This is a genomic window from Kocuria sp. LHG3120, from assembly GCF_049897445.1.
In the GTDB taxonomy this organism is placed as follows: domain Bacteria; phylum Actinomycetota; class Actinomycetes; order Actinomycetales; family Micrococcaceae; genus Kocuria; species Kocuria rosea.
Genome location: NZ_JAFCWG010000003.1, coordinates 378,190 through 400,167 on the forward strand (window position 1 = coordinate 378,190; position 21,978 = coordinate 400,167).

General features: G+C 74.8%; 19 protein-coding genes. 16 read left to right on the plus strand and 3 right to left on the minus strand.

Features of this window, described 5'->3' with window-relative positions; all coding sequences use genetic code 11:
- Positions 1-2 precede the first annotated feature (2 nt).
- The 6 genes from ACP7CD_RS08595 to ACP7CD_RS08620 all read left to right on the plus strand — a co-directional run bounded on the left by ACP7CD_RS08595 (position 3) and on the right by ACP7CD_RS08620 (position 4,762).
- Positions 3-683 carry a hypothetical protein gene (locus ACP7CD_RS08595; protein ID WP_251356160.1) on the plus strand — a complete coding sequence of 227 codons (681 nt, stop codon included), beginning with the start codon at positions 3-5 and terminating at the stop codon, positions 681-683.
- A 3-nt stretch (positions 684-686) separates the two neighbouring features.
- A complete protein-coding gene (locus ACP7CD_RS08600; protein ID WP_017833845.1) occupies positions 687-1,844 on the plus strand; it encodes an adenylate/guanylate cyclase domain-containing protein in 1,158 nt (385 codons plus the stop codon).
- Complete coding sequence (locus tag ACP7CD_RS08605; protein ID WP_017833844.1) at positions 1,841-2,737, plus strand: PP2C family protein-serine/threonine phosphatase; 897 nt, start codon at positions 1,841-1,843, stop codon at positions 2,735-2,737. Before ACP7CD_RS08600 ends, ACP7CD_RS08605 begins: the two co-directional genes overlap by 4 nt.
- Positions 2,738-2,827: 90 nt before the next feature.
- Entirely contained in the window at positions 2,828-3,802 is a 975-nt protein-coding gene (locus tag ACP7CD_RS08610) for a hypothetical protein (RefSeq protein WP_426120012.1), read from the plus strand.
- Positions 3,803-3,888: 86 nt separating this feature from the next.
- Positions 3,889-4,263, plus strand: coding sequence for an ArsR/SmtB family transcription factor (locus ACP7CD_RS08615; protein WP_035926432.1), 375 nt, complete (start codon positions 3,889-3,891; stop codon positions 4,261-4,263).
- Between the two features lies 1 nt (position 4,264).
- Positions 4,265-4,762, plus strand: a complete 498-nt coding sequence (locus ACP7CD_RS08620) for an SRPBCC family protein (protein WP_426120013.1) — start codon at positions 4,265-4,267, stop codon at positions 4,760-4,762.
- A gap of 153 nt (positions 4,763-4,915) precedes the next feature.
- On the opposite strand, the gene ACP7CD_RS08625 is transcribed toward ACP7CD_RS08620, so the two are convergent.
- A complete protein-coding gene (locus ACP7CD_RS08625; RefSeq protein ID WP_426120014.1) occupies positions 4,916-7,297 on the minus strand; it encodes an acyl-CoA dehydrogenase in 2,382 nt (793 codons plus the stop codon).
- 88 nt (positions 7,298-7,385) lie between these two features.
- Positions 7,386-8,159, minus strand: a complete 774-nt coding sequence (locus ACP7CD_RS08630; protein WP_017833839.1) for a TetR/AcrR family transcriptional regulator — start codon at positions 8,157-8,159, stop codon at positions 7,386-7,388.
- A 69-nt stretch (positions 8,160-8,228) separates the two neighbouring features.
- On the opposite strand from ACP7CD_RS08630, the gene ACP7CD_RS08635 reads away from it, so the two are divergent.
- The 6 genes from ACP7CD_RS08635 to ACP7CD_RS08660 all read left to right on the plus strand — a co-directional run bounded on the left by ACP7CD_RS08635 (position 8,229) and on the right by ACP7CD_RS08660 (position 16,387).
- Positions 8,229-9,602: an acetyl-CoA C-acetyltransferase gene (locus ACP7CD_RS08635; protein ID WP_115162514.1), complete on the plus strand. Its 1,374-nt coding sequence runs from the start codon at positions 8,229-8,231 to the stop codon at positions 9,600-9,602.
- A 50-nt stretch (positions 9,603-9,652) separates the two neighbouring features.
- Positions 9,653-11,035 (plus strand): 3-oxoacyl-ACP reductase, encoded by a 1,383-nt coding sequence (locus ACP7CD_RS08640; protein ID WP_426120015.1) that lies wholly within the window; start codon positions 9,653-9,655, stop codon positions 11,033-11,035.
- Positions 11,036-11,037: 2 nt separating this feature from the next.
- Positions 11,038-12,024, plus strand: a complete 987-nt coding sequence (locus tag ACP7CD_RS08645; protein ID WP_426120031.1) for a MaoC family dehydratase — start codon at positions 11,038-11,040, stop codon at positions 12,022-12,024.
- 57 nt (positions 12,025-12,081) lie between these two features.
- Positions 12,082-14,376, plus strand: a complete 2,295-nt coding sequence (gene ligA / locus ACP7CD_RS08650; protein ID WP_426120016.1) for an NAD-dependent DNA ligase LigA — start codon at positions 12,082-12,084, stop codon at positions 14,374-14,376.
- 2 nt (positions 14,377-14,378) lie between these two features.
- Positions 14,379-15,218: an inositol monophosphatase family protein gene (locus ACP7CD_RS08655; RefSeq protein ID WP_426120017.1), complete on the plus strand. Its 840-nt coding sequence runs from the start codon at positions 14,379-14,381 to the stop codon at positions 15,216-15,218.
- Positions 15,219-15,673: 455 nt separating this feature from the next.
- The gene (locus ACP7CD_RS08660; protein ID WP_035926415.1) at positions 15,674-16,387 is read left to right on the plus strand and encodes a transglycosylase family protein; all 714 of its coding nucleotides are present in this window, start codon (positions 15,674-15,676) and stop codon (positions 16,385-16,387) included.
- 122 nt (positions 16,388-16,509) lie between these two features.
- Here ACP7CD_RS08660 and ACP7CD_RS08665 read toward each other — a convergent pair whose 3' ends face one another.
- Complete coding sequence (locus tag ACP7CD_RS08665; RefSeq protein WP_017833832.1) at positions 16,510-17,076, minus strand: hypothetical protein; 567 nt, start codon at positions 17,074-17,076, stop codon at positions 16,510-16,512.
- 138 nt (positions 17,077-17,214) lie between these two features.
- On the opposite strand from ACP7CD_RS08665, the gene gatC reads away from it, so the two are divergent.
- The 4 genes from gatC to ACP7CD_RS08685 all read left to right on the plus strand — a co-directional run bounded on the left by gatC (position 17,215) and on the right by ACP7CD_RS08685 (position 21,942).
- Positions 17,215-17,511, plus strand: a complete 297-nt coding sequence (gatC, locus tag ACP7CD_RS08670) for an Asp-tRNA(Asn)/Glu-tRNA(Gln) amidotransferase subunit GatC (protein ID WP_017833831.1) — start codon at positions 17,215-17,217, stop codon at positions 17,509-17,511.
- 4 nt (positions 17,512-17,515) lie between these two features.
- Positions 17,516-19,162 carry an Asp-tRNA(Asn)/Glu-tRNA(Gln) amidotransferase subunit GatA gene (gatA, locus tag ACP7CD_RS08675; protein WP_426120018.1) on the plus strand — a complete coding sequence of 549 codons (1,647 nt, stop codon included), beginning with the start codon at positions 17,516-17,518 and terminating at the stop codon, positions 19,160-19,162.
- Positions 19,162-20,676, plus strand: coding sequence for an Asp-tRNA(Asn)/Glu-tRNA(Gln) amidotransferase subunit GatB (gene gatB / locus ACP7CD_RS08680; RefSeq protein ID WP_017833829.1), 1,515 nt, complete (start codon positions 19,162-19,164; stop codon positions 20,674-20,676). The genes gatA and gatB overlap by 1 nt, the downstream gene beginning before the upstream one ends.
- A 153-nt stretch (positions 20,677-20,829) precedes the next feature.
- On the plus strand, positions 20,830-21,942 hold the full coding sequence (locus ACP7CD_RS08685; protein WP_426120019.1) for an NAD(P)/FAD-dependent oxidoreductase: 1,113 nt from the start codon (positions 20,830-20,832) through the stop codon (positions 21,940-21,942).
- Positions 21,943-21,978: the final 36 nt, after the last annotated feature.

The following is a 21,978-nucleotide window of genomic DNA, read 5'->3' on the forward strand; positions in this document are numbered from 1 at the left end:
GCGTGCCCGCCCGTCCCGCCCTGCAGCCCGGGGAGCGCGTGCTCGTGTCCACACGCGCCCACGGCGCCCGGCTGACCCGGCCCTTCCTGGTGCTGCTGCTCACGGTGTTCACGCTCTCCTTCGCCCAGCGGGCCCTCGAGCTGCGCTGGCGCCCCGTGGCGGAGCCGTGGACCACGGTGCACGCCGGGGTGGAGCTCACCCTGCTCGTCGCGGCCGGCTGGGTGGTGCTCCGCAGCTGCCTGCGCCCGCTGGTGCGGTGGTGGCGCACCCGCTACGTGCTCACCACCCGCCACCTCGTGCTGCTGCGCCCCGGCGGGGCCCGCAGGACCGTGTCGCTGCCCCTGCAGCAGCTGCGCCGGGTCTCGGTGGAGCGCCGGCGCGGTCCGGCCCTGGGCCGGCACGACGGGCGCGTCGTGGCGGACTTCGGGCCCTTCGGCGGCCTGCGCCTGGAGCACGCCCCGGAGGCACAGCGCCTGGCCGGACTGATCCGCCGGGCCGCCGAGGACGAGTGGTCGGCAGGCGGCGGCGCCGGCCGGGCGGGGGATCCCGGTCCCGGTGGGGGTGCGCCGTGGCTCCGTCCCACTAGAGTGGACCGCGACGCGGTCGTGGCACCACGCCCGGGCCCGTCCGGCGCCCCGCGCCGACCGTGGAGCCGGCGGGCCGTCCACCAGGAACAGGAGTGACGTGTGGCGAGTGAGGACCCGGAGAACCAGGGCGAGCCGGAGCTCGGCCCCCAGACGGCACAGCTGAACCTGAACCTGCACAACCCCGTCCAGGCCAACCTGTACCGCTCGGACGAGTCCAAGGCCGCCGTGCAGGCCCTCGAGCAGACCCTCCTGGGCTCCGAGCGCGACCTGCGCCGCCGGGAGGCCGCGCGCCGGGGCGGGCTGTCCCTGCTGTCCGCGCGGAAGGTGTGGCGGGCCCTGGGCTTCCCGAACCTCACCGACGACGACCTCTGGTTCACCGAGCAGGACTCCGAGGCCCTCCGGGTGCTGTCCACCATGGTCCTCGAGGAGAAGGTCACCGAGGAGGCGGCGCTGTCCCTGGTGCGCTCGATCGGGCAGATGACCGACCGCATGGTCGTGTGGCAGGTCGAGGCGCTCGTCGAGGACATGGTCGTCCACCGGGGCATGACCGACGCCGCCGCCCGGCGGCAGCTGCTGCACCTGCTGCCCGACCTCATCGACGCGATCGAGAACCTCCTCGTCTACTCGTGGCGGCGGCAGATGAACGCCGCCGTGCAGCGGCTCGCGATGCGCGTGGAGCGCCCGGACGGCTCGACCGCCACCGGCCCCACGTCCGACGACGGGGCGTCCGCCGTCCTCCCGCTCGCGCGCGGGGTGGGCTTCGCGGACCTGGTCTCCTACACCTCGCTGTCCCGGCAGATGAACGAACGGACCCTGGCGAACCTCGTGCAGCGCTTCGAGAACCGCTGCGCGGAGGTGATCGCCGTGGGCGGCGGCCGGCTCATCAAGACCATCGGGGACGAGGTCATGTTCCTCGCCGAGACCCCCGAGGGCGGGGCCCAGATCTCCCTGGCCCTGGCCCGCGCCATCCGCGACGACCCCGAGCTGCCGCAGGCGCGCGTGGCCTTCGTCTGGGGGCGGGTGCTGCCGCGGCTCGGGGACATCTACGGGCCCACGGTGAACCTCGCCTCCCGGCTCGTGTCGCTGACCGAGCCGGGCTCCGTGCTCGTGGACGCCTCGACCGCCGCGGTGCTCTCCGGCGACGACCGCTTCATCCTCCTGCCGCAGCCCACCCGCAACGTGCGGGGCTTCGGCGACGTCCAGCCCGTCGCGCTCTCCCAGGGCGCCGGTCCCGGGCTGGAGGTCGACTTCGAATGAGCGCACCCCTCGTCATCCGCGCGGGCGCGTCCACGGACCGGGGCCTGCGCCGGGAGTCCAACGAGGACGCCCTGGTGGTCACGGCCGCGATGTGCGCCGTGGCGGACGGGATGGGCGGGCACGAGGCCGGTGAGGTGGCCAGCGCCCTGTGCGTGCGCACCCTCGGGGCGTCCCCCCTGTTCCAGCTGGAGGACTTCCGCTCCTTCGAGGTCCTCGAGCCGGAGCCGCCCCGGGACATCGCCCGGTTCCGCGCCGTCGTGGAGCGCGAGCTGCGGCTGGACCCGGAGATCCCCGAGGACGCGATCGAGGCCGTCCGCCGGGTCCGCTCCGTGCTGTGGCAGGCGGACCAGCACATCCAGCACGCGGTCGAGGGCCGGGCGGGCACCACCGTCACCGGCGTGTGGCTGCTGCGCATCGACGGGCGCATGCTGTGGGTCGTGTTCAACACCGGCGACTCCCGGACCTACCGGCTGGTCTCGCCCCAGCCCGGGGGGCGGGCCGGCGAGGGCGAGGGCGGGCCGCGGATCGAGCAGCTGACCGTGGACCACTCCGAGGTGCAGTACCTCGTGTCGATCGGGCAGCTCACCGCCTCCCAGGCGCTCGTGCACCCGCGCCGCAACGTGATCACCCGCGCCCTGGGCACCGGCCAGGTGTGGGAGCCGGACGTGTGGGTGCTCCCGGCCCGGCACGGGGACCGGCTGATGCTGTGCTCGGACGGGCTGACCAACGAGCTGAGCCCCGCCCACATGGCCCGGGTGCTCGCCTCGGTGCCCCACCCGAAGGAGGCGGCCGACGTCCTGTTGCAGGCCGCGCTGCGCACCGGCGGGCGGGACAACGTCACCGTGATCGTGGCCGACGCCGTGCGGCCGGGGGAGTACGCCCCCGGCTTCTGAGCCACGCGCACGCCGCGTCCCCCGAAGTGGGGGGCATCATGATCCGTCACAACGGCACCGCTCCCACCAGGCCTGTTTACCTTTGAGAACATGGTTCTCTCGCGCCGCTCGTTCGTCCTCTCCGGCCTGGTGCTCGCCGCCTCCGGGGCCTTCGGGGGCGCCCTGACGGAGCTCCCCGCCGGCCGGCGGCCGTTCGTGCTGTGGGGCTCCTCCTCGGCGGCCAGCGCCCTCCACCGGGACCGCCCGCGGGGCTTCCCCGCGGTGCGCATCGACGACCTGCTCTCGCAGCTGCTGGAGGTGCCCGGGACCTCGCGCGCGGTCAGCGGCGACCGGTCGTGGCAGACCCTGGCGATGCGCAGCAGCGCCCACCCCTACCTGCCCCTGCTGGGCTCCGGCTACGGGGTGGGGCGGATCCCGGCCCACGGGTCGCTGGTCGTGCCCACGGTGGACGGCCGGGTGCCCAGCGTCCACCTCGCGATCCCGGGCACCGTCTCCGGTCTGCCGTGCACGATCCAGGCCGTGGGGCGGGACGAGGGGGACGTGGTGCTGCGCCGGGCGGTCCCGGGGGCCGAGCTCGAGGTGGCGCCCGCGTCGGAGGCCCGCTGGCGCACGGCGCTGGAGGAGGAGCACCGGGGCCACGTCCACCTGCTGTGGACGGGCAAGAACAACATCGAGGCCCCGGACCAGGTGCTCTCCGACACCCGTGCCGCGTGGGGGGTCGAGCCGGGCACGTCCGTGGTGATGGGCCACTGGCACACCGCGGCCGACCGTCCCGGCACCGCGGGGTGGGAGGAGGTGCGCGCGGTGAACGCGGCCCTCCGGGCCGAGTACGGCGACCGGTTCTACGACACCATGGCCGATCTGCGCGATCCCGGTCTCTGGTCCCTGGCGGCGCTGCGGGCCCACCGGATCGGGGCCTCGCCCGCGGACCGCCGGTGGCTGGGCCTGGGGCTGCCCCCGCGCTCGGTGGTCGCCGCGGACCGCCGGCACCTGAACGCGCTGGGCAACACGATCGTGGCCCATGGTCTGCACCGCCACCTGACCGGCGCGGCGGGTCTCTACTGAGCGCTGCGCGGCCCCGGAGGTCACACCCGGGTCCCGGGGTCCGGACCTCTTGCGCCGGAGCACCGGGCGCCCTAACATACAACCAAATGGTTGTACGAAATGAGCTGACGGACGACGAGGTCGACCGCATCTTCCGGGCCCTCGCGGACTCGACGCGACGGGACATCGTGGTGCGGGTGCTGCGGCAGGAGCAGTCGGTCTCCGCGCTGGCCGCGCACTACCGGATGAGCTTCGCCGCCGTGCAGAAGCACGTGGCGGTGCTCGAGCGGGCCTCGCTGGTCACCAAGGAGCGGCGCGGCCGGGAGCAGGTGGTGCACGCCGGGGTGGCCACGCTGCGCCGGGCGGCGGCGCTGCTGGCGGACTACGAGCAGATCTGGCGCGGGCGGGCCCGCGCCATCGAGGACCTCCTCGCCGAGGAGACGCCCCCGGGGGACCCGGGGCCCAGGAGGAAGGGAGCATGACATGCCAGTCATCGACGTGCAAAAGGACACCGAGGCACTGACCCTGACGTTCGTCGCGGAGTTCGCCGCGGACGTCGAGCGGGTCTGGGAGGTCTGGGCCGACCCGCGCCAGCTCGAGCGCTGGTGGGGCCCTCCCGAGTGGCCCGCCACCTTCGAGGAGCACGAGCTCGCCGAGGGAGGGCGGTGCCGCTACTACATGACCGGCCCCGACGGGGAGAAGGCCCGGGGCTGGTGGACGGTCACCGCCGTGGACGCCCCGCACCGGCTGGAGTTCGACGACGGCTTCGCGAGCGAGGACGGCGAGCCCGACCCCGCGCTGGGGGCCACCCACGGCGTCGTGACGTTCGAGGCCGTCGACGGCGGGACGCGGATGACCACGGTCTCGACCTTCGAGAGCGCGGACCAGCTGGAGCAGATGTCCGCGATGGGCATGGAGGAGGGCATGCGGGAGGCCATGGGCCAGATCGACGGCCTCCTCGCCGGCGCCGTCCCCCGCTGAGCCGCCGGGGGCCCGGCCGCCGACGGCGCAGCCCTCCCCGGTCCTCGCCCGCGCCGCGGGACCGGACGACGACGCCGCCCCGGGGCCTCCGGGGCGGCGTCGTCACCGCCGGGACCGCCTGCGGTGACGGCGTGCGACGGCGGGCCCGACCGGTCAGGCGTCCTGGGTCACGGCAGCGCCCTCGGCCGGCGCGGTGCCGGAGGCGGGCTCACGGCCCTCCGCCGGCTCCCGGCCCTCCGCGGACCTGCGGCCCGGCTCGGCCGCCCGCTGCGCGGACGCCGCGGCCCGCTGCGCCGCCTTCTTCAGCGGCTTCAGCTCGAGCCGGCGCTCGTGCTTGCGCTCCGCCCGGCGCTCCGTGCGCCGTTCGGCCTGCTTCTCGGCGCGGCGCTCCCGCTTCGCCTCCTCCGGGGCCTTCTCGCCCGGTGCCCCGGCGGCGGGGGTGGCGGTCTCCCGGCGGGGGGCGCGCTCCTTGACCGGGGCGCTGCCCGAGGCGCGCAGCCGCCGGTAGTGCTCGGCCGCCTCCTCCTGGCGCCGGGCCTCGATCCCCGTGGCGATCTCGGCCCGCAGGTGCTCCGGCTCGAGCTCGAACGCGGCCACGAGGTCGAGGGCATGCGGGCGCAGGCGGGCGAGCAGCCGGTCGATGTACTCGTCGAGGCTGCGCCCGCGCCGCATGGACAGCCGGCCGTAGGAGAGGTACCACGCGAGGTTCTTCTCGATGAGCCGCAGCCCGAAGACGTCGCGCAGCCAGGTGAGCACGGTGCGGGTGCCCGGGTCCTCGACCTGCTCCAGGCCGCGGGTGAAGGCCTCCCACTGCAGCAGCTCCGCGTGGGCGCGCGCCGCGGCGATGATCTTGTGCTGGTTCTCGTTGAACAGCGCCGCGGCCTCCGCGCGGGGGAGCTTGGCGCTGGGCCGCAGGTTCTCCGCGATCTCGGCCACCATGGTCTGCACCCGGTCCGTGAGCAGCGCGCGCTGCGCCGACTCCTCGCGCAGGGCGTTGACCGAGCGGCGCACGTCCCCGGTATCCCGGAAGGCCTGGCCGAGCTTGCGCAGCCCCGACCGGTGGTAGGTGGCCTCGGTGGCCCGGCCGGCCACATAGCGGGCCATCACGCCCACGTCGACGTGCTTGAACTCGTCCGCCCAGTCGGAGAGCAGCCGCTTGGCCACGAGCTGCAGCAGCACCGTGTTGTCGCCCTCGAACGTCGCGTAGACGTCCAGGTCGTGGCGCAGGGAGGTGAGCCGGTTCTTGGTCAGGAACCCCGCCCCGCCGCAGGCCTCGCGGCACTCCTGGACGGTGTCGAGGGCGCTCCAGGTGGACAGCGCCTTCAGGGCCGCGGCGAGCGTCTCGAGGTCCTGCCGGTTCTCGTCGGTGTCCTCGCGGCCGGAGAAGACGTCGTCGTACTTGTGCAGCAGCTCCTGGTGGGCGAAGTGCATGGCGTAGGTCTCCGCCAGCCGCGGCAGCAGCCGCCGCTGGTGCTGCTGGTAGTCCAGCAGCACCTCCTCCTGGACGTCGGAGGACGCGTTGAACTGCCGGCGCTCGCTGCCGTAGCGGATCGCGATGCTCAGCGCGGCCTTGTTCGCCAGGACGGCCGCGCCGTCGAGGGAGACCCGGCCCTGCACCAGGGTGCCGATCATCGTGAAGAACCGGCGGCCCGGGCTCGCGATGGGCGAGCTGTAGGTGCCGTCCGGAGCCACGGCCCCGTACTTGTCCAGCAGGTGCGTGCGCGGGACCCGCACCCGGGTGAAGTGCAGCCGCCCGTTGTCGATCCCGTTGAGCCCGCCCTTGTGGCCGTCGTCCTCGCCGCCCACGCCGGGCAGGAAGTTCCCGTCCGCGTCCCGCAGGTCCACCCAGAACGCGTGCACGCCGTGGTTCACGCCGAGCGTCACCAGCTGGGCGAAGACCACGGCGGCGCGCCCGTGCACGGCGGCGTTGCCGAGGTAGTCCTTCCACGCCGCCGTGAAGGGGGTGTGGATCTCGAACTCCTCCGTGGCGGGGTCGTACGTGGCGGTGGTGCCGATCGAGGCGACGTCGGAGCCGTGGCCGATCTCGGTCATCGCGAACACGCCCGGAATCTTCAGGTCCCGGATGTCCGCGAGCCAGCGCCGGTGGTGCTCCTCGGTGCCGAGGTTGAGCACCGCGGAGCCGAACAGGCCCCACTGCACCCCGGCCTTGATCTGCATCGAGGGGTCCCCGAGCAGCAGCTCCTCGAAGCCCGAGACGTTGCCGCCCGGGTCGTTGTGCCCGCCGTACTCCTCCGGCAGCCCGCGGCTCATCGCCCCGTGCTCCACCAGCAGGTGCAGCTGGCCCAGGACCCGCTCGCGGTGCTCGTGGTGGGTGAGGCCCGGCTGCTGGTGCAGCCGCTCGTCGAGCAGCATCCGGCGGGTCTCGCGCCGGACCTCGGCCCAGCGCCCGAGCAGCACCTCGCCGAGGGCGGCGACGTCCACGGCGGGCCCCGGGAGCCCGGCGCCGTCCGCGGTGGCGGGCCCGGCGGCGGAGCCGGCTGCGGCGGTGGTCGGTCGGTCGACGGTGGTGGTCATGTTCGCTCCTGTCGTGGGTGACCGGCGGTGGCCGGTGCGGTCACGGGGTGGTGGGGCCGGCCGGGGTCCGTGCCGGCCCGGGCGGTGGTCAGGTCGAGGGGGGCTCCGGCACGGGTGCGCCGGGCGGGCGCAGGCCGTCGACGGCCCAGCCCACGATCAGCTCCGTCATCCGCTCGCGGGACGGTCGCCGCGTGCCCTCGGGGGTGTTCATCCAGGCCTCGCCGGCGCCGCGGACCATGCCGATCGTGGACGCGGCCCAGTAGCTGAGCACCGGCTCCTCGAGCCGGCGCTCGGCGGGGGTGTGGTGCACGTGGGCCTCCGCGAGCAGCCCGCTGACGGACTCGGCGAACTCCTGGATCAGCCAGCGCTCGCCGCCGTCCCCGGCCGGGGCGTCCTCCTTGCCGGAGCGCTCGCCGCGGGCCCGCTCGGCCCGGTGCCGGTCGTGCCGCGAGCGCCCGGGGTCGGGGGAGAGGGCCACGACGAAGCGGTACACCGACGCCGAGCGCTCGATGCTGAGCAGGTACTCCGCGACCATCGCCTCGACCGAGTCCTCGAAGGAGCCGGCCGCGCGGGCCGCCTCCTCGAGCCGGTCGCGCATCCGCGTCACGGTGTACTCGCCGACCGCCCGCTGCAGTCCCGCCTTGTCCCCGAAGTACCGGTAGTAGACGGACTTGGAGGTCTGGCACGCGGTGGCGATCTCCTCCATGGACGCCTGCGCGCCGAGCTCGTCCACGGCGCTGCGCGCCGTGCGGATGAGCTCGATCCGGCGCTGCGCGCGGTGCCGGGCCCAGCGGGAGGAGCGTCCGTCCGTGGCGGGCGTGCCGCCCGGGGCGGCGGAGTCAGTGGCGTCGACCTGTTTCACGATACCCAGAGTATCAGGTATTGTCTTTCGTGACGTGATCATCATCACAACACCACCGAGGAGTTACCTGTGAGCGAGTCCACCCCCGAGCAGACCGTCGAGCCCACCGCTGAGCACACGACCCCCAGCGGCGCCGGACGCACCGGCGTGGCCCGCCGTGCGGTCGTGGTCGGCGCCAACCGCATCCCCTTCGCCCGGGCGCACGGCGCCTACGCCAACGCCGGCAACCAGGACATGCTCACCGCCGCCCTGGACGGCCTGGCCGCCCGCTACGGCCTCGCCGGGGAGCGGATCGGCGAGGTCGCCGCCGGCGCCGTGCTCAAGCACCCCAAGGACTTCAACCTCACGCGCGAGTCCGTGCTCGGCTCGGTCCTGGACCCCCGCACCCCGGCCTTCGACGTGCAGCAGGCCTGCGCCACCGGCATGGAGGCCGTCTCCACGCTGGTCAACAAGATCCGGCTCGGCCAGATCGACTCGGCCGTCGCCGGCGGCGTCGACTCCGCCTCGGACGCGCCCGTCGTGGTGAGCGAGCGGCTGCGCCGGACCCTGCTCGAGCTCAACCGGGCCAAGAGCACCCCGCAGAAGCTCAAGGCCCTCGCGGGCCTGCGCCCGGCCGACCTCAAACCGGTGGCCCCCGGCACGGGCGAGCCGCGCACGGGGCTGTCCATGGGCGAGCACCAGGCCCTCACCACCGCCCGCTGGGGGATCTCCCGCGAGGCCCAGGACGAGCTCGCCGCCGCGAGCCACCGCAACCTGGCGGCCGCCTACGAGCGCGGGTTCTTCGACGACCTCGTCACCTCCTTCCGCGGCCTGTCCCGGGACAACAACCTCCGCCCGGACAGCACGGTCGAGAAGCTCGCCGGGCTCAAGCCGGTCTTCGGGAAGTCCCTCGACGCCGGGGCCACCATGACGGCGGGCAACTCCACGCCCCTCACCGACGGCGCCTCCACCGTGCTGCTCGCCTCCGAGGACTGGGCCGCGGAGCGCTCCCTGCCCGTGCTCGCCGACGTCGTGGACGTCGAGGCGGCCGCCGTCGACTTCGTGCACGGCGACGAGGGCCTGCTGATGGCCGGCGCCTACGCCGTGCCCCGCCTGCTGGCCCGCCAGGGCCTGGCGCTCGAGGACTTCGACTTCGTCGAGATCCACGAGGCGTTCGCCGCGACCGTGCTCGCGACCCTCGCCGCGTGGGAGGACGAGCAGTTCGGCCGCGAGCGGTTGGGCCTGGACGGCGCCTTCGGCACCGTGGACCGCAGGCGGCTCAACGTCACGGGCTCCTCGCTCGCGGCCGGGCACCCGTTCGCCGCGACCGGCGGGCGCATCGTCGGCACCCTCGCCAAGCTCCTGCGCGAGCGCGCCGACGAGACCGGCCGCCCCGCCCGCGGGCTCATCTCGGTGTGCGCCGCCGGCGGCCTGGGCGTCACCGCGGTCCTCGAGGCCCGCTGAGCCCGCGCCCCCGACACCCCGCCGACCCCCACAGCAAGGACCCCGACCCCATGGCAGACACTTATCTCGACCTCGTCAGCTCCGGCCCCGGCGGCCGGCTCGCCCGGCAGCTCGGGCTGCCCGCCCCCGCCCGGCTGCGCCGCCACCGCGCCGGGGACCCGCTCGTGCCCGGGCCCGTCCTCGTGCTGGGGCGGGGGGAGGAAGCCGACCGGATCGCCGCGGCCCTGCTCGGCTGGGACCTCGACGTGCGCCGCCACCCCGACGACGTCCACCGCTTCGGCGCGGTCGTGCTGGCCCTGACCGAGCTCGCCCGGCCCGCCGAGCTGGCCGAGCCCGCGCTCGGCCTGGGCGGGGCGCTGCGCTCGCTCGCCCCCGGCGGCCGGGTGGTCACCGTGTCCCGGCCCGCCCCGGGCATCGGCACGGGCGCGGCCTCGGCCACGCCCGCGGCGGCGGAGCCGCTCGACCCGACCGTCGCCGCGGCCCGCCAGGCCGTCGTCGGCCTGCTGCGCTCCACCGCCCAGGAGATGCGCGGCGGGGCCACCGCCAACGGCGTCCTGCTCGCCGAGGGCGTCGCCCCCGAGGCCCCCAGCGTGCTGGGCGCCCTGCGGTTCCTGCTCTCCGGGCGCAGCGCCTTCGTCTCCGGGCAGTTCGTGACGGTCGGGGACGACGCCGGGGCCCTGCCCGCGGACTGGGAGGCCCCCCTGCGGGGCAGGGTCGCCGCTGTCACCGGCGCCGCCCGCGGCATCGGCGCACAGATCGCCCGCACGCTCACCGGCGCCGGCGCGCGCGTCGTCGTCGTGGACGTCCCCGCCGCGGGCGAGCCCCTGGCCGCCCTCGCCAACGAGATCCACGCCGTGGCCCTCCAGCTCGACGTCACGGACGAGCACGCCGGCGAGCGGATCCTCGGGCTCGCCCGGGAGCGCTTCGGGCACCTGGACGTGGTGGTGCACAACGCCGGGATCACCCGGGACAAGCTGCTGGCCAACATGGACGAGTCCCGCTGGGCCTCGGTGCTGGCCGTGAACCTCGAGTCGCAGCTGCGGATGAACGACCAGCTCCTGGCGGGGGAGGGCCTCGGCGAGGCGCCGCGGATCGTCTGCCTGGCCTCCACGAGCGGTGTGGCGGGCAACCGCGGCCAGACCAACTACGCCGCCTCGAAGGCCGGGGTGATCGGGATGGTCGCCGCCACCGCACCCCTGCTGGCCCGGCGCGGCGGCAGCATCAACGCCGTGGCCCCCGGGTTCATCGAGACGGAGATGACCGCCCGGATCCCGGCGGCCCGCCGCCAGGTCGCGCGCCGGCTGAACTCCCTGCAGCAGGGTGGGCTGCCGGAGGACGTGGCCCAAGCCGTGCTGTTCCTCGCCTCGGACGCCGCCGGCGGCGTCAACGGGCAGACGCTGCGCGTGTGCGGCCAGAACCTGGTGGGGGCGTGAGCATGGCCGCCGACCGGCACGAGACCGCGGTCCTGCCCGGCGTCCCCTCGCTGGGCGGGCTCTACGCCCGTGCGGCGGCGGGGGCGGCCGGGGACCTGCTGCCGCGCGCCCTCGCCGACCGGGTGCCGGGCCGGCTGTCCGGCCGGCCGGCCGGGGCGCGCCGCGGCACCGGCGACGCCCCGCTCGAGCTGCCGGCGGTGGCCCACGTCGTCGAGGACGTGGTCGTCGACCCCGCCGGGCACGAGGCGTTCTGCCGCGCGGTCGGGGCGCCGCTGCGCGAGGGCCCCGGCGGCACCGAGGCCTTCTCCGGGCACCTGCACGCCCTGGCGTTCCCCGTGGCCATGAGCGTGCTCACCCGCCCGGACTTCCCGCTGCCGGTCCTCGGCATGGTGCACCTGGCCAACGAGGTCGAGCACCGCGGGGCCGCGGCGGTCGGGGAGCACCTCACGGTCACCGCCACCGCCGAGCGGCTGCGCCCGCACCGCTCCGGCGCGCAGGTGGACGTCGTCGCCCGCCTCGCGCGCCGGGACGGCGAGACCGTCTGGACGGGCCGCTCCACCTACCTCGCCCGGGGCGTGCGCGTGCCCGGGACGGCCGACGACACCCCGCGCGCGGAGTTCGTGCCCCCGGCGCCGACCGGGCACTGGCGCCTGGCGGCCGGCACGGGGCGGGACTACGCCGCGGTGAGCGGGGACTGGAACCCCATCCACCTCTCCGGCCCGAGCGCCCGGGCGCTCGGCATGAAGGGCGCCATCGCCCACGGCATGTACTCCGCCTCGCGCGCCCTCGCCGAGGTGGGCGTGCCGCCCGGGACGCCCTTCCGCTGGACGGTGGAGTTCGCGGCCCCGGTCCTGCTCCCGGGCACGGTCGCGGTCGCGATTACCGACGACGGCCGGGGGCCCGGCTGGCGGGGCTCGCGCTTCGCCGGGTGGGACCCGCGGCGCAGGCGCCCGCACTTCACGGGGACGGTGGCGCGGCTGGACGGCTGACCCGCCGCCGCGGGCCCGGTCGACGGTGGCGTCCGGCGCGTGGGCCACAATGGTCGGGTGAGCCCACAGCAGAGGACAGACGCACGACCCGTCGACGCCACCGGCCAGGACCTCAACCCCGCCCCGCCCAGCGAGGACCTCAAGGAGCAGTACGCGGAGCTCGTGGACCGGGTGCGCGCGGCACGGACCGCCTACTACGTCGAGGACGCGCCCACCATCTCGGACGCGGAGTACGACGAGCTCTACCGGCGGCTCGAGGAGGTCGAGGCGCTGCACCCCGAGCTGGTGGCCAACGACTCGCCCACCCAGGAGGTCGGCGGCGAGGTCTCCGCGGCGTTCACGCCCGTGACGCACCTCGCGCGGATGTACTCCCTCGAGGACGTCTTCTCGATCGACGAGCTCACGGCCTGGCTGGCGAAGGCCTCCGCCTCCATCGAGGCGCTGCCGGACGCCCCGGAGTCCGCGTGGCTCACCGAGCTGAAGATCGACGGGCTGGCCGTGAACCTGCTCTACCGCAACGGCGAACTCGTGCGGGCCGCGACCCGGGGGGACGGCACCACGGGCGAGGACGTCACGCACAACGTGCGCACCATCGCCACCATCCCCACCGTGCTCACGGGGGAGGACGTGCCCGAGGAGGTCGAGATCCGCGGCGAGGTGTTCATCTCCTCCCGCGACTTCCGCGCCCTCAACGACGCCATCGTGGCCGAGGGCCGGGCGCCCTTCGCCAACCCCCGCAACGCCGCGGCGGGCTCACTGCGGCAGAAGGACCCGGCGGTCACGGCCCGGCGCCGGCTGTCCATGTACGTGCACGGGGTGGGCGCCGCCACGGGCCTGCACGCCGACACCCAGTCCCAGGTCTACGAGCTGCTCGAGCGGTGGGGCCTGCCCGTCAGCCCGTACTACCGCGTGCTGCCCTCCACGGAGGACGTCCTCGCGTTCATCGAGGAGTACGGCCGCCGCCGCCACGACCTCATCCACGAGATCGACGGCATCGTGGTCAAGGTCGACGACCGCCGCACCCAGTTCCGGCTCGGGCACACCTCCCGGGTGCCCCGCTGGTCCGTGGCCTACAAGTACCCGCCCGAGGAGGTGCACACCCGGCTCAAGGACATCCTGGTCAACGTGGGCCGCACCGGGCGGGTCACCCCGTTCGGGCTCATGGAGCCGGTGCGGGTCGCCGGGTCCACCGTGGAGATGGCCACCCTGCACAACCAGGACGTGGTGCGGGCCAAGGGCGTGCTCATCGGGGACACCGTGGTGCTGCGCAAGGCGGGCGACGTGATCCCCGAGATCGTGGGGCCCGTGGTGGCGCTGCGGGACGGCACGGAGCGCGAGTTCGTGATGCCCACCCACTGCCCGTCCTGCGGCACGGAGCTGCGCCCGGCCAAGGAGGGCGACGTCGACATCCGCTGCCCCAACGCCCGCAGCTGCCCGTCCCAGCTGCGGGAGCGGGTCTTCCACGCCGCCGGCCGCGGCGCGTTCGACATCGAGGCCCTCGGCTACGAGGCCGCCCTCGCCCTGACCCGGCCCGACGAGCCGGAGACCCCGCCGCTGACCAGCGAGGCGCACCTGTTCGACCTCACCCCCGAGGACCTGCGCGAGGTGCGGATCCGGCGGGAGAAGAAATCGCGCGGCACGCCCACGGGCGAGACCGAGCTCGTGCCCTACTTCTGGACGAAGGGCACGGCCAAGAAGCCCTCCGAGCCCACCGCCACCACCCGCAAGCTGTTCGAGGAGCTCGAGAAGGCCAAGGCGCAGCCGCTGTGGCGCGTGCTCGTGGCCCTGTCCGTCCGGCACGTCGGCCCGACCGCGGCCCGCTCCCTGGCCACGGCCTTCGGCTCGTTGCCGGCCATCCGCGACGCCGACGAGGAGACCCTGGCCCAGGCCGACGGCGTGGGGCCCGTGATCGCCGCGGCCCTCACCGAGTGGTTCGCCGAGCCGTGGCGCCGGGAGATCTTGGAGCGCTGGGCGGCCGCGGGCGTGCGCATGGAGGACGAGGTGGACGAGTCCGTGCCGCGGACCCTCGAGGGCACCACCGTGGTGATCACCGGCACCCTCGAGCGCTTCAGCCGCGACTCCGCGAAGGAGGCGGTGCTGGTGCGCGGCGGCAAGGCCTCCGGCTCCGTGTCGAAGAAGACGCACTTCCTGGTGGCGGGCGAGAACGCCGGCACCAAGCTGGACAAGGCCGAGCAGCTGGGGGTGACCGTGCTCGACGAGGCCGGGTTCGAACGGCTCCTCGCCGAGGGGCCGGACGCGCTCGCCGGCGCGGCCGGGAGCACCTCCGAGGACGCCCCGGCCGGCACGGAGAACGGCACGGAGAACGGTACGGACGACGAGGACGGGGCCTGAGCATGGGACGCCACGACGACGCGCTGGAGGGCCTCGGCCCGACCGGCGCCCACCTGGAGGAGCTGCTGGAGCTGGCCCTGGCGGCCGCCGAGTCCGGGGCGGAGGTACTGCGGGGCCGCGACGCCGGCCGGCTGGGCGTCACCGGCAAGTCGGGGGAGGGGGACTGGGTCACCCGCTTCGACGTCGCCGCCGAGCAGGCCGTGCTGCGCACCATCCTGGACCGCCGCCCGCACGACACCGTCACCGGCGAGGAGTCGGGCACGCACCGCCCGGAGCACCCCTCCGGGATCCGCTGGTCGGTGGACCCGCTCGACGGCACCACCAACTTCATCCGCGGCATCGTCTACTACTGCACGTCCGTGGCCGCCGCCGACGCCCAGGGCAACTGGCTCGTGGGCGCCGTCAACGCCCCGGCCCTGCGCCGCACCTACTTCGCCGTGCGCGGGGCCGGCGCGTGGGTGGAGGAGGACGGCGCGTCCCGCCGGCTCGAGGGTCCCGTGCCGGACCGGACGGGCCGGCTCTACGGCACCGGATTCTCCTTCGACGCCGACCGGCGCGAGCGCCAGTTCCCCGCCTTCGCCGCCACCATGCGGCAGTACACGGACATGCGGCGCCTGGGCTCGGCGGCCCTGGACCTGTGCCTGGTCGCGGACGGCGCGCTCGACGGGTACGGCGAGCAGGGTCTGCACGAGCACGACTGGGCCGCCGGCGCGCTCATCGCCGAGGAGGCCGGCGCCCTCGTGACCCGGCCGGAGCTGCCCTCCCCGGCGGCGGGCGAGGTGCCGGCCGCCGACCGCCTCGCGGCCTGGATCACCGCACGCGAGCGCGGCATTCCGGGCTGAGCGCGGGCCGGGGCCCGGCCCGCTGAACGTGTGAGATGGCTCTCGTCACTTGACCGAGACCAAAACGTTGCCATAGCGTGACCTTCGAAGCGTTCTTCCCGAGGGCATGCCCTCCGCTTCCCGGAGTGCGAACTCCTGCGCCGGCGTCCTTCACGGGCCGGCACCCCTGCAGACCGCGAACGTGTGATACCTCACGACGGGCCGAAAGGGGTAGCGCAACGAAAATCGTTACGCTATCGTGATAATCAGCTTCCCCGAGGATTCCTCCGGGGATCCGGTGTGCCTGGAGTCCGACTCCCGGCGCGCCACCACACCATGCTGGGTGCTGCCGTAACACCGCACGTCGTCTGAAGGGCAGACACCTGTAAGCACTTACCCACCAACACCTTGACGGGTAGACGACGGCGCGAAGACATCCGGGGACGGAAACGAGCGCAGGTGGCCCAGGGAGCATCATGACCAACGCTTTCGCTGTTCGTCGCAACGTCCGTCGCGGTGCCGCCGCTCTGATCCTCGGCGGGACCGCCGTGGGCGCCATGGCCCTCCCGGCCAACGCCGCTCCGGCCTCCACCTGGGACGCCCTCGCCGAGTGCGAGTCCGGTGGCAACTGGGGCACCTCCACCGGCAACGGCTTCTCCGGCGGCCTGCAGTTCACCCCCTCCACCTGGGCCGCCTTCGGTGGCCAGGGCGCCCCGCAGGACGCCTCCCGTGAGCAGCAGATCGCCGTGGCCGAGAACGTTCTCGACGGCCAGGGCTGGGGCGCGTGGCCCGCCTGCTCCGCGAAGCTGGGCCTGTCCGGCTCCGCCGCTCCCTCCGCCAACCCGATGGGCTCCGCGTCCGTGACTCCGCAGTCCGTCGAGGCCCCGGCCCCGATCGAGGCTCCGGCCCCCGCCCCGGTCGCCGCCCCCGAGCCCGGCCCCGTGGCCGCTCCCGTCGAGGCCCCGGCCGCCGTCCAGGCCCCGGTCGTCGAGTACGTGGCCCCCGCCGCCGCCGTGGCCCCGGCCTCGGTCTCCGCCGAGACCTACACCGTGGTCGCCGGCGACACCCTCGGTTCCATCGCCGACAAGCTCGGCATCGAGAACTGGGAGGACCTGTACGCCGCGAACGAGGGCACCATCGCCGACCCGAACCTGATCTTCCCCGGCCAGGTGCTGAACATCCCCGCCTGATCCCCACCGGACAGGCACCGCGCGGCCGCGCCGCGCGAGAGCATGCGAGAGGGCCCCTCCGATCGGAGGGGCCCTCTCGCATGCTCGGCGGGCACCGGCACGGCGCCGACCGTGCGCTCAGCTCACGGCGTGCGCTCGGGCCGGCTCCACAGCCACGGCTCGGCGGGCTCGGCCCCGGCGTCGCCGAAGCTCACGGAGCGCTCCGCGCCCTTGACCCGGTACGGCTGGATCACCGTCAGGGACTCGCCCTCCCGGTGCTGGGTCTCCACGGCCACGGCCGTCTGCCCGGAGCGGTCCGGCAGGGTCACGGGGAAGGCGACCGCGGCGCAGAGGAGGTCGTCCCGCAGCTCCACCGCCCGCGCCCGCAGGGCGTCCAGGGCGGCCTCGGGGCTCAGCTCCTCCGCGTCCTCGGCCGGCAGGCTGTCGAGCTCGTACTCGCCGTCCTTGCGCGCGGTGACGAGGAAAGGAGGGAACGCCCCGTGCTGCCCCAGCTGCTGCTCGGCCACGGCCTGGACGTGGGCCATGACCGTGTCGATCGTTGCGGCGGCGTCCTTGCTGACCCGCTGGCGCCACGCGTTGGCGGCGTCCGTCGCGGAGGTCGCGCGCGCGGCCTTCCCGGAGCGGGCGCCGGGGCGCCCGCTCTTGGCGCCTCGGTCCTTCTTCGTGCGGGCGGGGGTGCTCTTGGCCATGTCCGGGTGCTCCTGTGCGGTGGTCGGTGCGTCCCTCCAGGGTATGCCCCTGCGGGGCCCCCTCCGGCCGGGAAGGAGGGGAGTGCCGCGCGGCTAGACTGGACCGGAAACCACCCCCGATCACGAGCAGGAGTGCGCATGTCTGCGATCACCCGCGAGCAGGTTGCCCACCTGGCGAAGCTCGCGCACATCGAGATGACCGAGGAGGAGCTGCGGTCCATGGCGAAGGAGCTCGACCTCGTCGTCGACTCCGTCGCGTCCGTCAGCGAGGCGGCCGGCCCGGACGTCCCGGCCACGAGCCACCCCATCCCGCTGCAGAACGTCTTCCGCGAGGACGTCGTGGGCGAGACCCTCACCGCCGAGGAGTCGCTGCTCAACGCACCGGACGCCGCCGAGGGCAAGTTCAAGGTGCCCGCGATCCTGGACGAGGAGTAGCCGCATGAGCAGCACCGGAACGCCCCAGGGGCCCGTCGGTCTCTCCGCCGCCGAGCTCGCCCGCCGGCTCGCCGCCGGCGAGATCACCTCCGTCGACGCCGTCCAGGCCCACCTGGACCGGATCCGGGAGACCGACGGCGATCCCGTCGACCCCGCCGACCGCAGCCGCGGCAGGACCGGGCTCAACGCCTTCCTGCACGTCAACACCGAGGAGGCCCTGTCCGTGGCCGCCGAGGTGGACGCCGCCCGTGCCCGCGGCGAGGAGCTGCCCGAGCTCGCCGGCGTGCCGATCGCGGTCAAGGACCTCATCGTCACCAAGGGGCAGCCCACCACCGCGGCGTCCCGCATGCTCGAGGGCTGGATGAGCCCCTACGACGCCACCGTGACCCGGCGGCTGCGCGCCGCCCGGATGCCGCTGCTGGGCAAGACGAACCTCGACGAGTTCGCGATGGGCTCCTCCAACGAGCACTCCGCCTTCGGCGACACCGCCAACCCGTGGGACCTGTCCCGCATCCCCGGCGGGTCCGGCGGCGGGTCCGCCGCCGCCGTGACCGCGTTCCAGGCGCCGCTGGCCCTGGGCACGGACACCGGCGGGTCCATCCGCCAGCCCGCGGCCCTGACCGGTTCGGTGGGCGTCAAGCCGACCTACGGCGGGGTCTCGCGCTACGGCGTGATCGCCATGGCCTCCTCGCTGGACCAGGTGGGCCCCGTGGCGCGCACGGTGCTCGACGCCGCGCTGCTGCACGAGGTGATCGGCGGGCACGACCCGCAGGACTCCACGTCCCTGCCCGACCCGGTCGGCGACCTCGCCGCCCAGGCCCGGGCCGGCGCCGCCGAGGGCGGGCTGGCGGGCCTGCGCGTGGGCGTGGTCAAGGAGCTCACGGGCGAGGGCTTCCAGCCCGGCGTCCAGCAGCGCTTCGAGGAGGCCGTGGAGCTGCTGCGCTCCGCGGGCGCCGAGGTCGTGGAGGTCTCCACCCCGAACTTCAAGTACGCCCTGGGGGCCTACTACCTCATCATGTCCTCCGAGGTCTCCTCGAACCTCGCCAAGTACGACGGCGTGCGCTTCGGCCACCGTGTGCTGCCCGAGGACGGGCCCCTGACCATCGAGCGCGTGATGGGCTCCACCCGCGCCGCCGGCTTCGGGGCCGAGGTCAAGCGCCGCATCATCCTGGGCACCTACGCGCTGTCCGCGGGCTACTACGACGCCTACTACGGCTCGGCGCAGAAGGTCCGCACCCTCGTGCAGCGCGACTTCGCGGCCGCGTTCGAGCAGGTGGACGTGCTGGTCTCCCCGACGTCCCCGACCACCGCGTTCGAGCGGGGCGCCGTGGACGAGTCCGCCGACCCCATGCAGATGTACCTCAACGACATCGCCACCATCCCCACCAACCTGGCCGGGGTCCCCGCGATCTCCGTCCCCGGCGGCCTCGCCCCCGAGGACGGGCTGCCCGTGGGCATCCAGTTCATGGCCCCCGCACGCCAGGACGCCCGGCTCTACCGCGCCGGCGCCGGCCTGGAGGCCCTGCTCGAGCAGCGCTGGGGCGGACCGCTCTGGCAGCGGCTGCCGGACACCGCCGCCCTGGTCCGGGACCTGGCCGGCGGCCCCGCCGCGTCCGATCTGTCCGCACCCGTCCGGGGAGGAGCCCGCTGATGAACCGGAGCACCGAAGAGGTCCTGTCCTTCGACGAGGCCATGGAGAAGTACGACCCCGTGCTGGGCTTCGAGGTCCACGTGGAGCTCAACACCCGGACCAAGATGTTCGACGCCGCCCCCAACGTCTTCGGGGACGAGCCGAACACCAACGTCACCCCCGTCTCGCTCGGCCTGCCCGGGGTGCTCCCCGTGGTGAACCGGGTGGCCGTGGAGTCCGCGATCAAGCTCGGGCTCGCCCTGGGCTGCGAGATCCGCCCGGTCTCCCACTTCGCCCGGAAGAACTACTTCTACCCGGACACCCCCAAGAACTTCCAGACCTCCCAGTACGACGAGCCGATCGCCGAGAACGGCTCCGTCGACGTGGAGCTGGAGGACGGGACCGTGTTCACGGTCGAGATCGAGCGCGCCCACATGGAGGAGGACGCCGGGAAGCTCACGCACATGGGCGGCGCCGCCGGGCGCATCCAGGGCGCCGACTTCTCGCTGGTCGACTACAACCGCGCCGGCGTCCCGCTCATCGAGATCGTGACGAAGCCCATCGTGGGCGCCGGCACCCGCGCGCCCGAGCTGGCCCGCGTGTACGTGGCCCTGATCCGGGAGATCGTGAAGAACCTCGGGATCTCGGACGCGAAGATGGAGCGCGGCAACGTCCGCTGCGACGCCAACGTGTCCCTCATGCCCAAGGGCAGCGCCACGTTCGGCACCCGCTCCGAGACGAAGAACGTGAACTCGCTGCGCGCCGTGGAGCGTGCCGTGCGCTTCGAGATCCAGCGCCACGCGGCGGTCCTCGACTCCGGCGGCACGATCGTGCAGGAGACCCGGCACTGGCACGAGGATACCCGCTCCACCACGAGCGGGCGCCCCAAGTCGGACGCCGACGACTACCGCTACTTCCCGGAGCCAGACCTCGTGCCGGTCGTCACCGACCACGAGTGGATCGAGCGGCTGCGGGCCGAGCTGCCCGAGCCCCCGGCCGAGCGCCGGAAGCGGCTCAAGACCGACTGGGGCTTCTCCGACGAGGAGTTCCGGGACGTCGTCAACGCGGGGGTCCTCGACGAGATCGAGCAGACCGTGTCCGCCGGCGCCGCCCCGGCCGCGGCCCGCAAGTGGTGGATGGGCGAGATCGCCCGCCTGGCCAACCAGCGGGAGGTGGAGATCGCCGAGCTCGGCGTCACCCCGCAGCACGTCGTCGAGCTCAACGGGCTCATCGACGCCGGGAAGATCAACGACAAGCTCGCCAAGAAGGTCCTCGCCCACGTCCTGGAGGGCGAGGGCTCGCCCGCGGAGGTCGTGGAGCGGCGCGGCCTGGCCGTGGTCTCCGACGACTCCGTGCTGACCGCGGCGATCGACGACGCCATGGCGCAGATGCCCGACGTCGTGGCGAAGGTGCAGGCCGGCAAGGTCCAGGCCGTCGGCGCCCTCATCGGCCCCGTCATGAAGGCCACCCGCGGCCAGGCCGACGCGGGCCGGGTGCGGGAGCTGATCCTGGAGAAGCTCGGCGTGCAGGGCTGACCGCCGCCCGCGCCCGCGCAGGACCGCGCGCGCGGAACACCGAGGGGTCGCCTCCTGTGGGAATCAGCAAAGGATTCCGGCAGGAAGCGACCCCTCGCCGCGCGGCGGGGTCCGGACGCGACCCCTCGTTGCGCGGCGTGCGAGCATGGGCGCATGGACCCTGCGTGCGACGTGCTCATCATCGGCGGCGGCATCGCCGGACTGTCCCTGGCCTCGGAACTGGCCGAGCGGCGGGGGAGCGGCGCCGGGATCGTGCTCGCGGAGACCGAGCCCGTCCTGGCCCACCACACCTCCGGGCGCTCGGCCGAGCAGCTGATCCCCAGCTACGGCCCGGCCCCCGTCCGGGAGCTGACCGGGGCGACCGTGGCCCGGCTGCTCGACCCGCACCCGGCCACGCCGCGGCCCCTGGCCTGGCCCAGCCGCATGGTCCTCGTCGGGAGCGAGGCCCGGCTGCGCGCCGAGGGCGCCCCGGGGACGCGGCTGCTGTCCCGGGCGGAGCTCGTGGAGCTGTGCCCCGAGCTGGCCTGCTCCCCGGCGGACGCGGTCGAGGCCGGCCGCCTCGACAGCACCTCCGTGCGCACCGACGCCGCCGCGCTCGTGGCCTGGCACCGCGACCGGGCCGCGGCGGCGGGCGCCCGGCTGCTCACCGGCGCCCCGGTGACCGCGGCGGACCCCGACGGCGCCGGCTGGCGGGTCGCGGCCGGCGGGGACCGGATCCGGGCCCGGCAGGTCGTCGTCGCCGCGGGCGCCTGGGCGGACGAGGTGGCGGGCCTGTTCGGCGCGGCCCCGCTGGGCCTGCGCCCGCTGCGGCGCACCGCGGCCCTCGTGCGGCTCGCGAAGCCGCTGGCCCCGGACCACCCCATGGTCGTCGCCGCGGACTCCGGCTGGTACTACCGGCGGGCCGGGGACGGCGCGCTCGTCTCCCCGTCCGAGGCCGTGCCGAGCGAGCCCTGCGACGCGCAGCCGGTGCTCGAGGACGTCGAGGACCTCCTGGGGCGGCTCAACACCGTGACCTCCCTCGGCGCCACGGGGATCGAGCGGGCCTGGACCGGTCTGCGCACCGAGGCCCCGGACGGCGTGCCCGTGTGCGGCGCCGACGCTGACGTCCCGGGGCTCCTGTGGCTGGCCGGCCAGGGTGGCTACGGGTTTCAGACGAGCACGGCCATGGCCCGCGCCGCCGCGGACCTGCTGCTCGACGGGGCCGTGGGTCCGTGGTGCTCCCGGGACACGGCCGCCGCCCTGGACCCGGGCCGTTTCCGGCGCTGAGCCCCCGGGGGTCCGGCGCGGCGGGTCCCGTGCCGT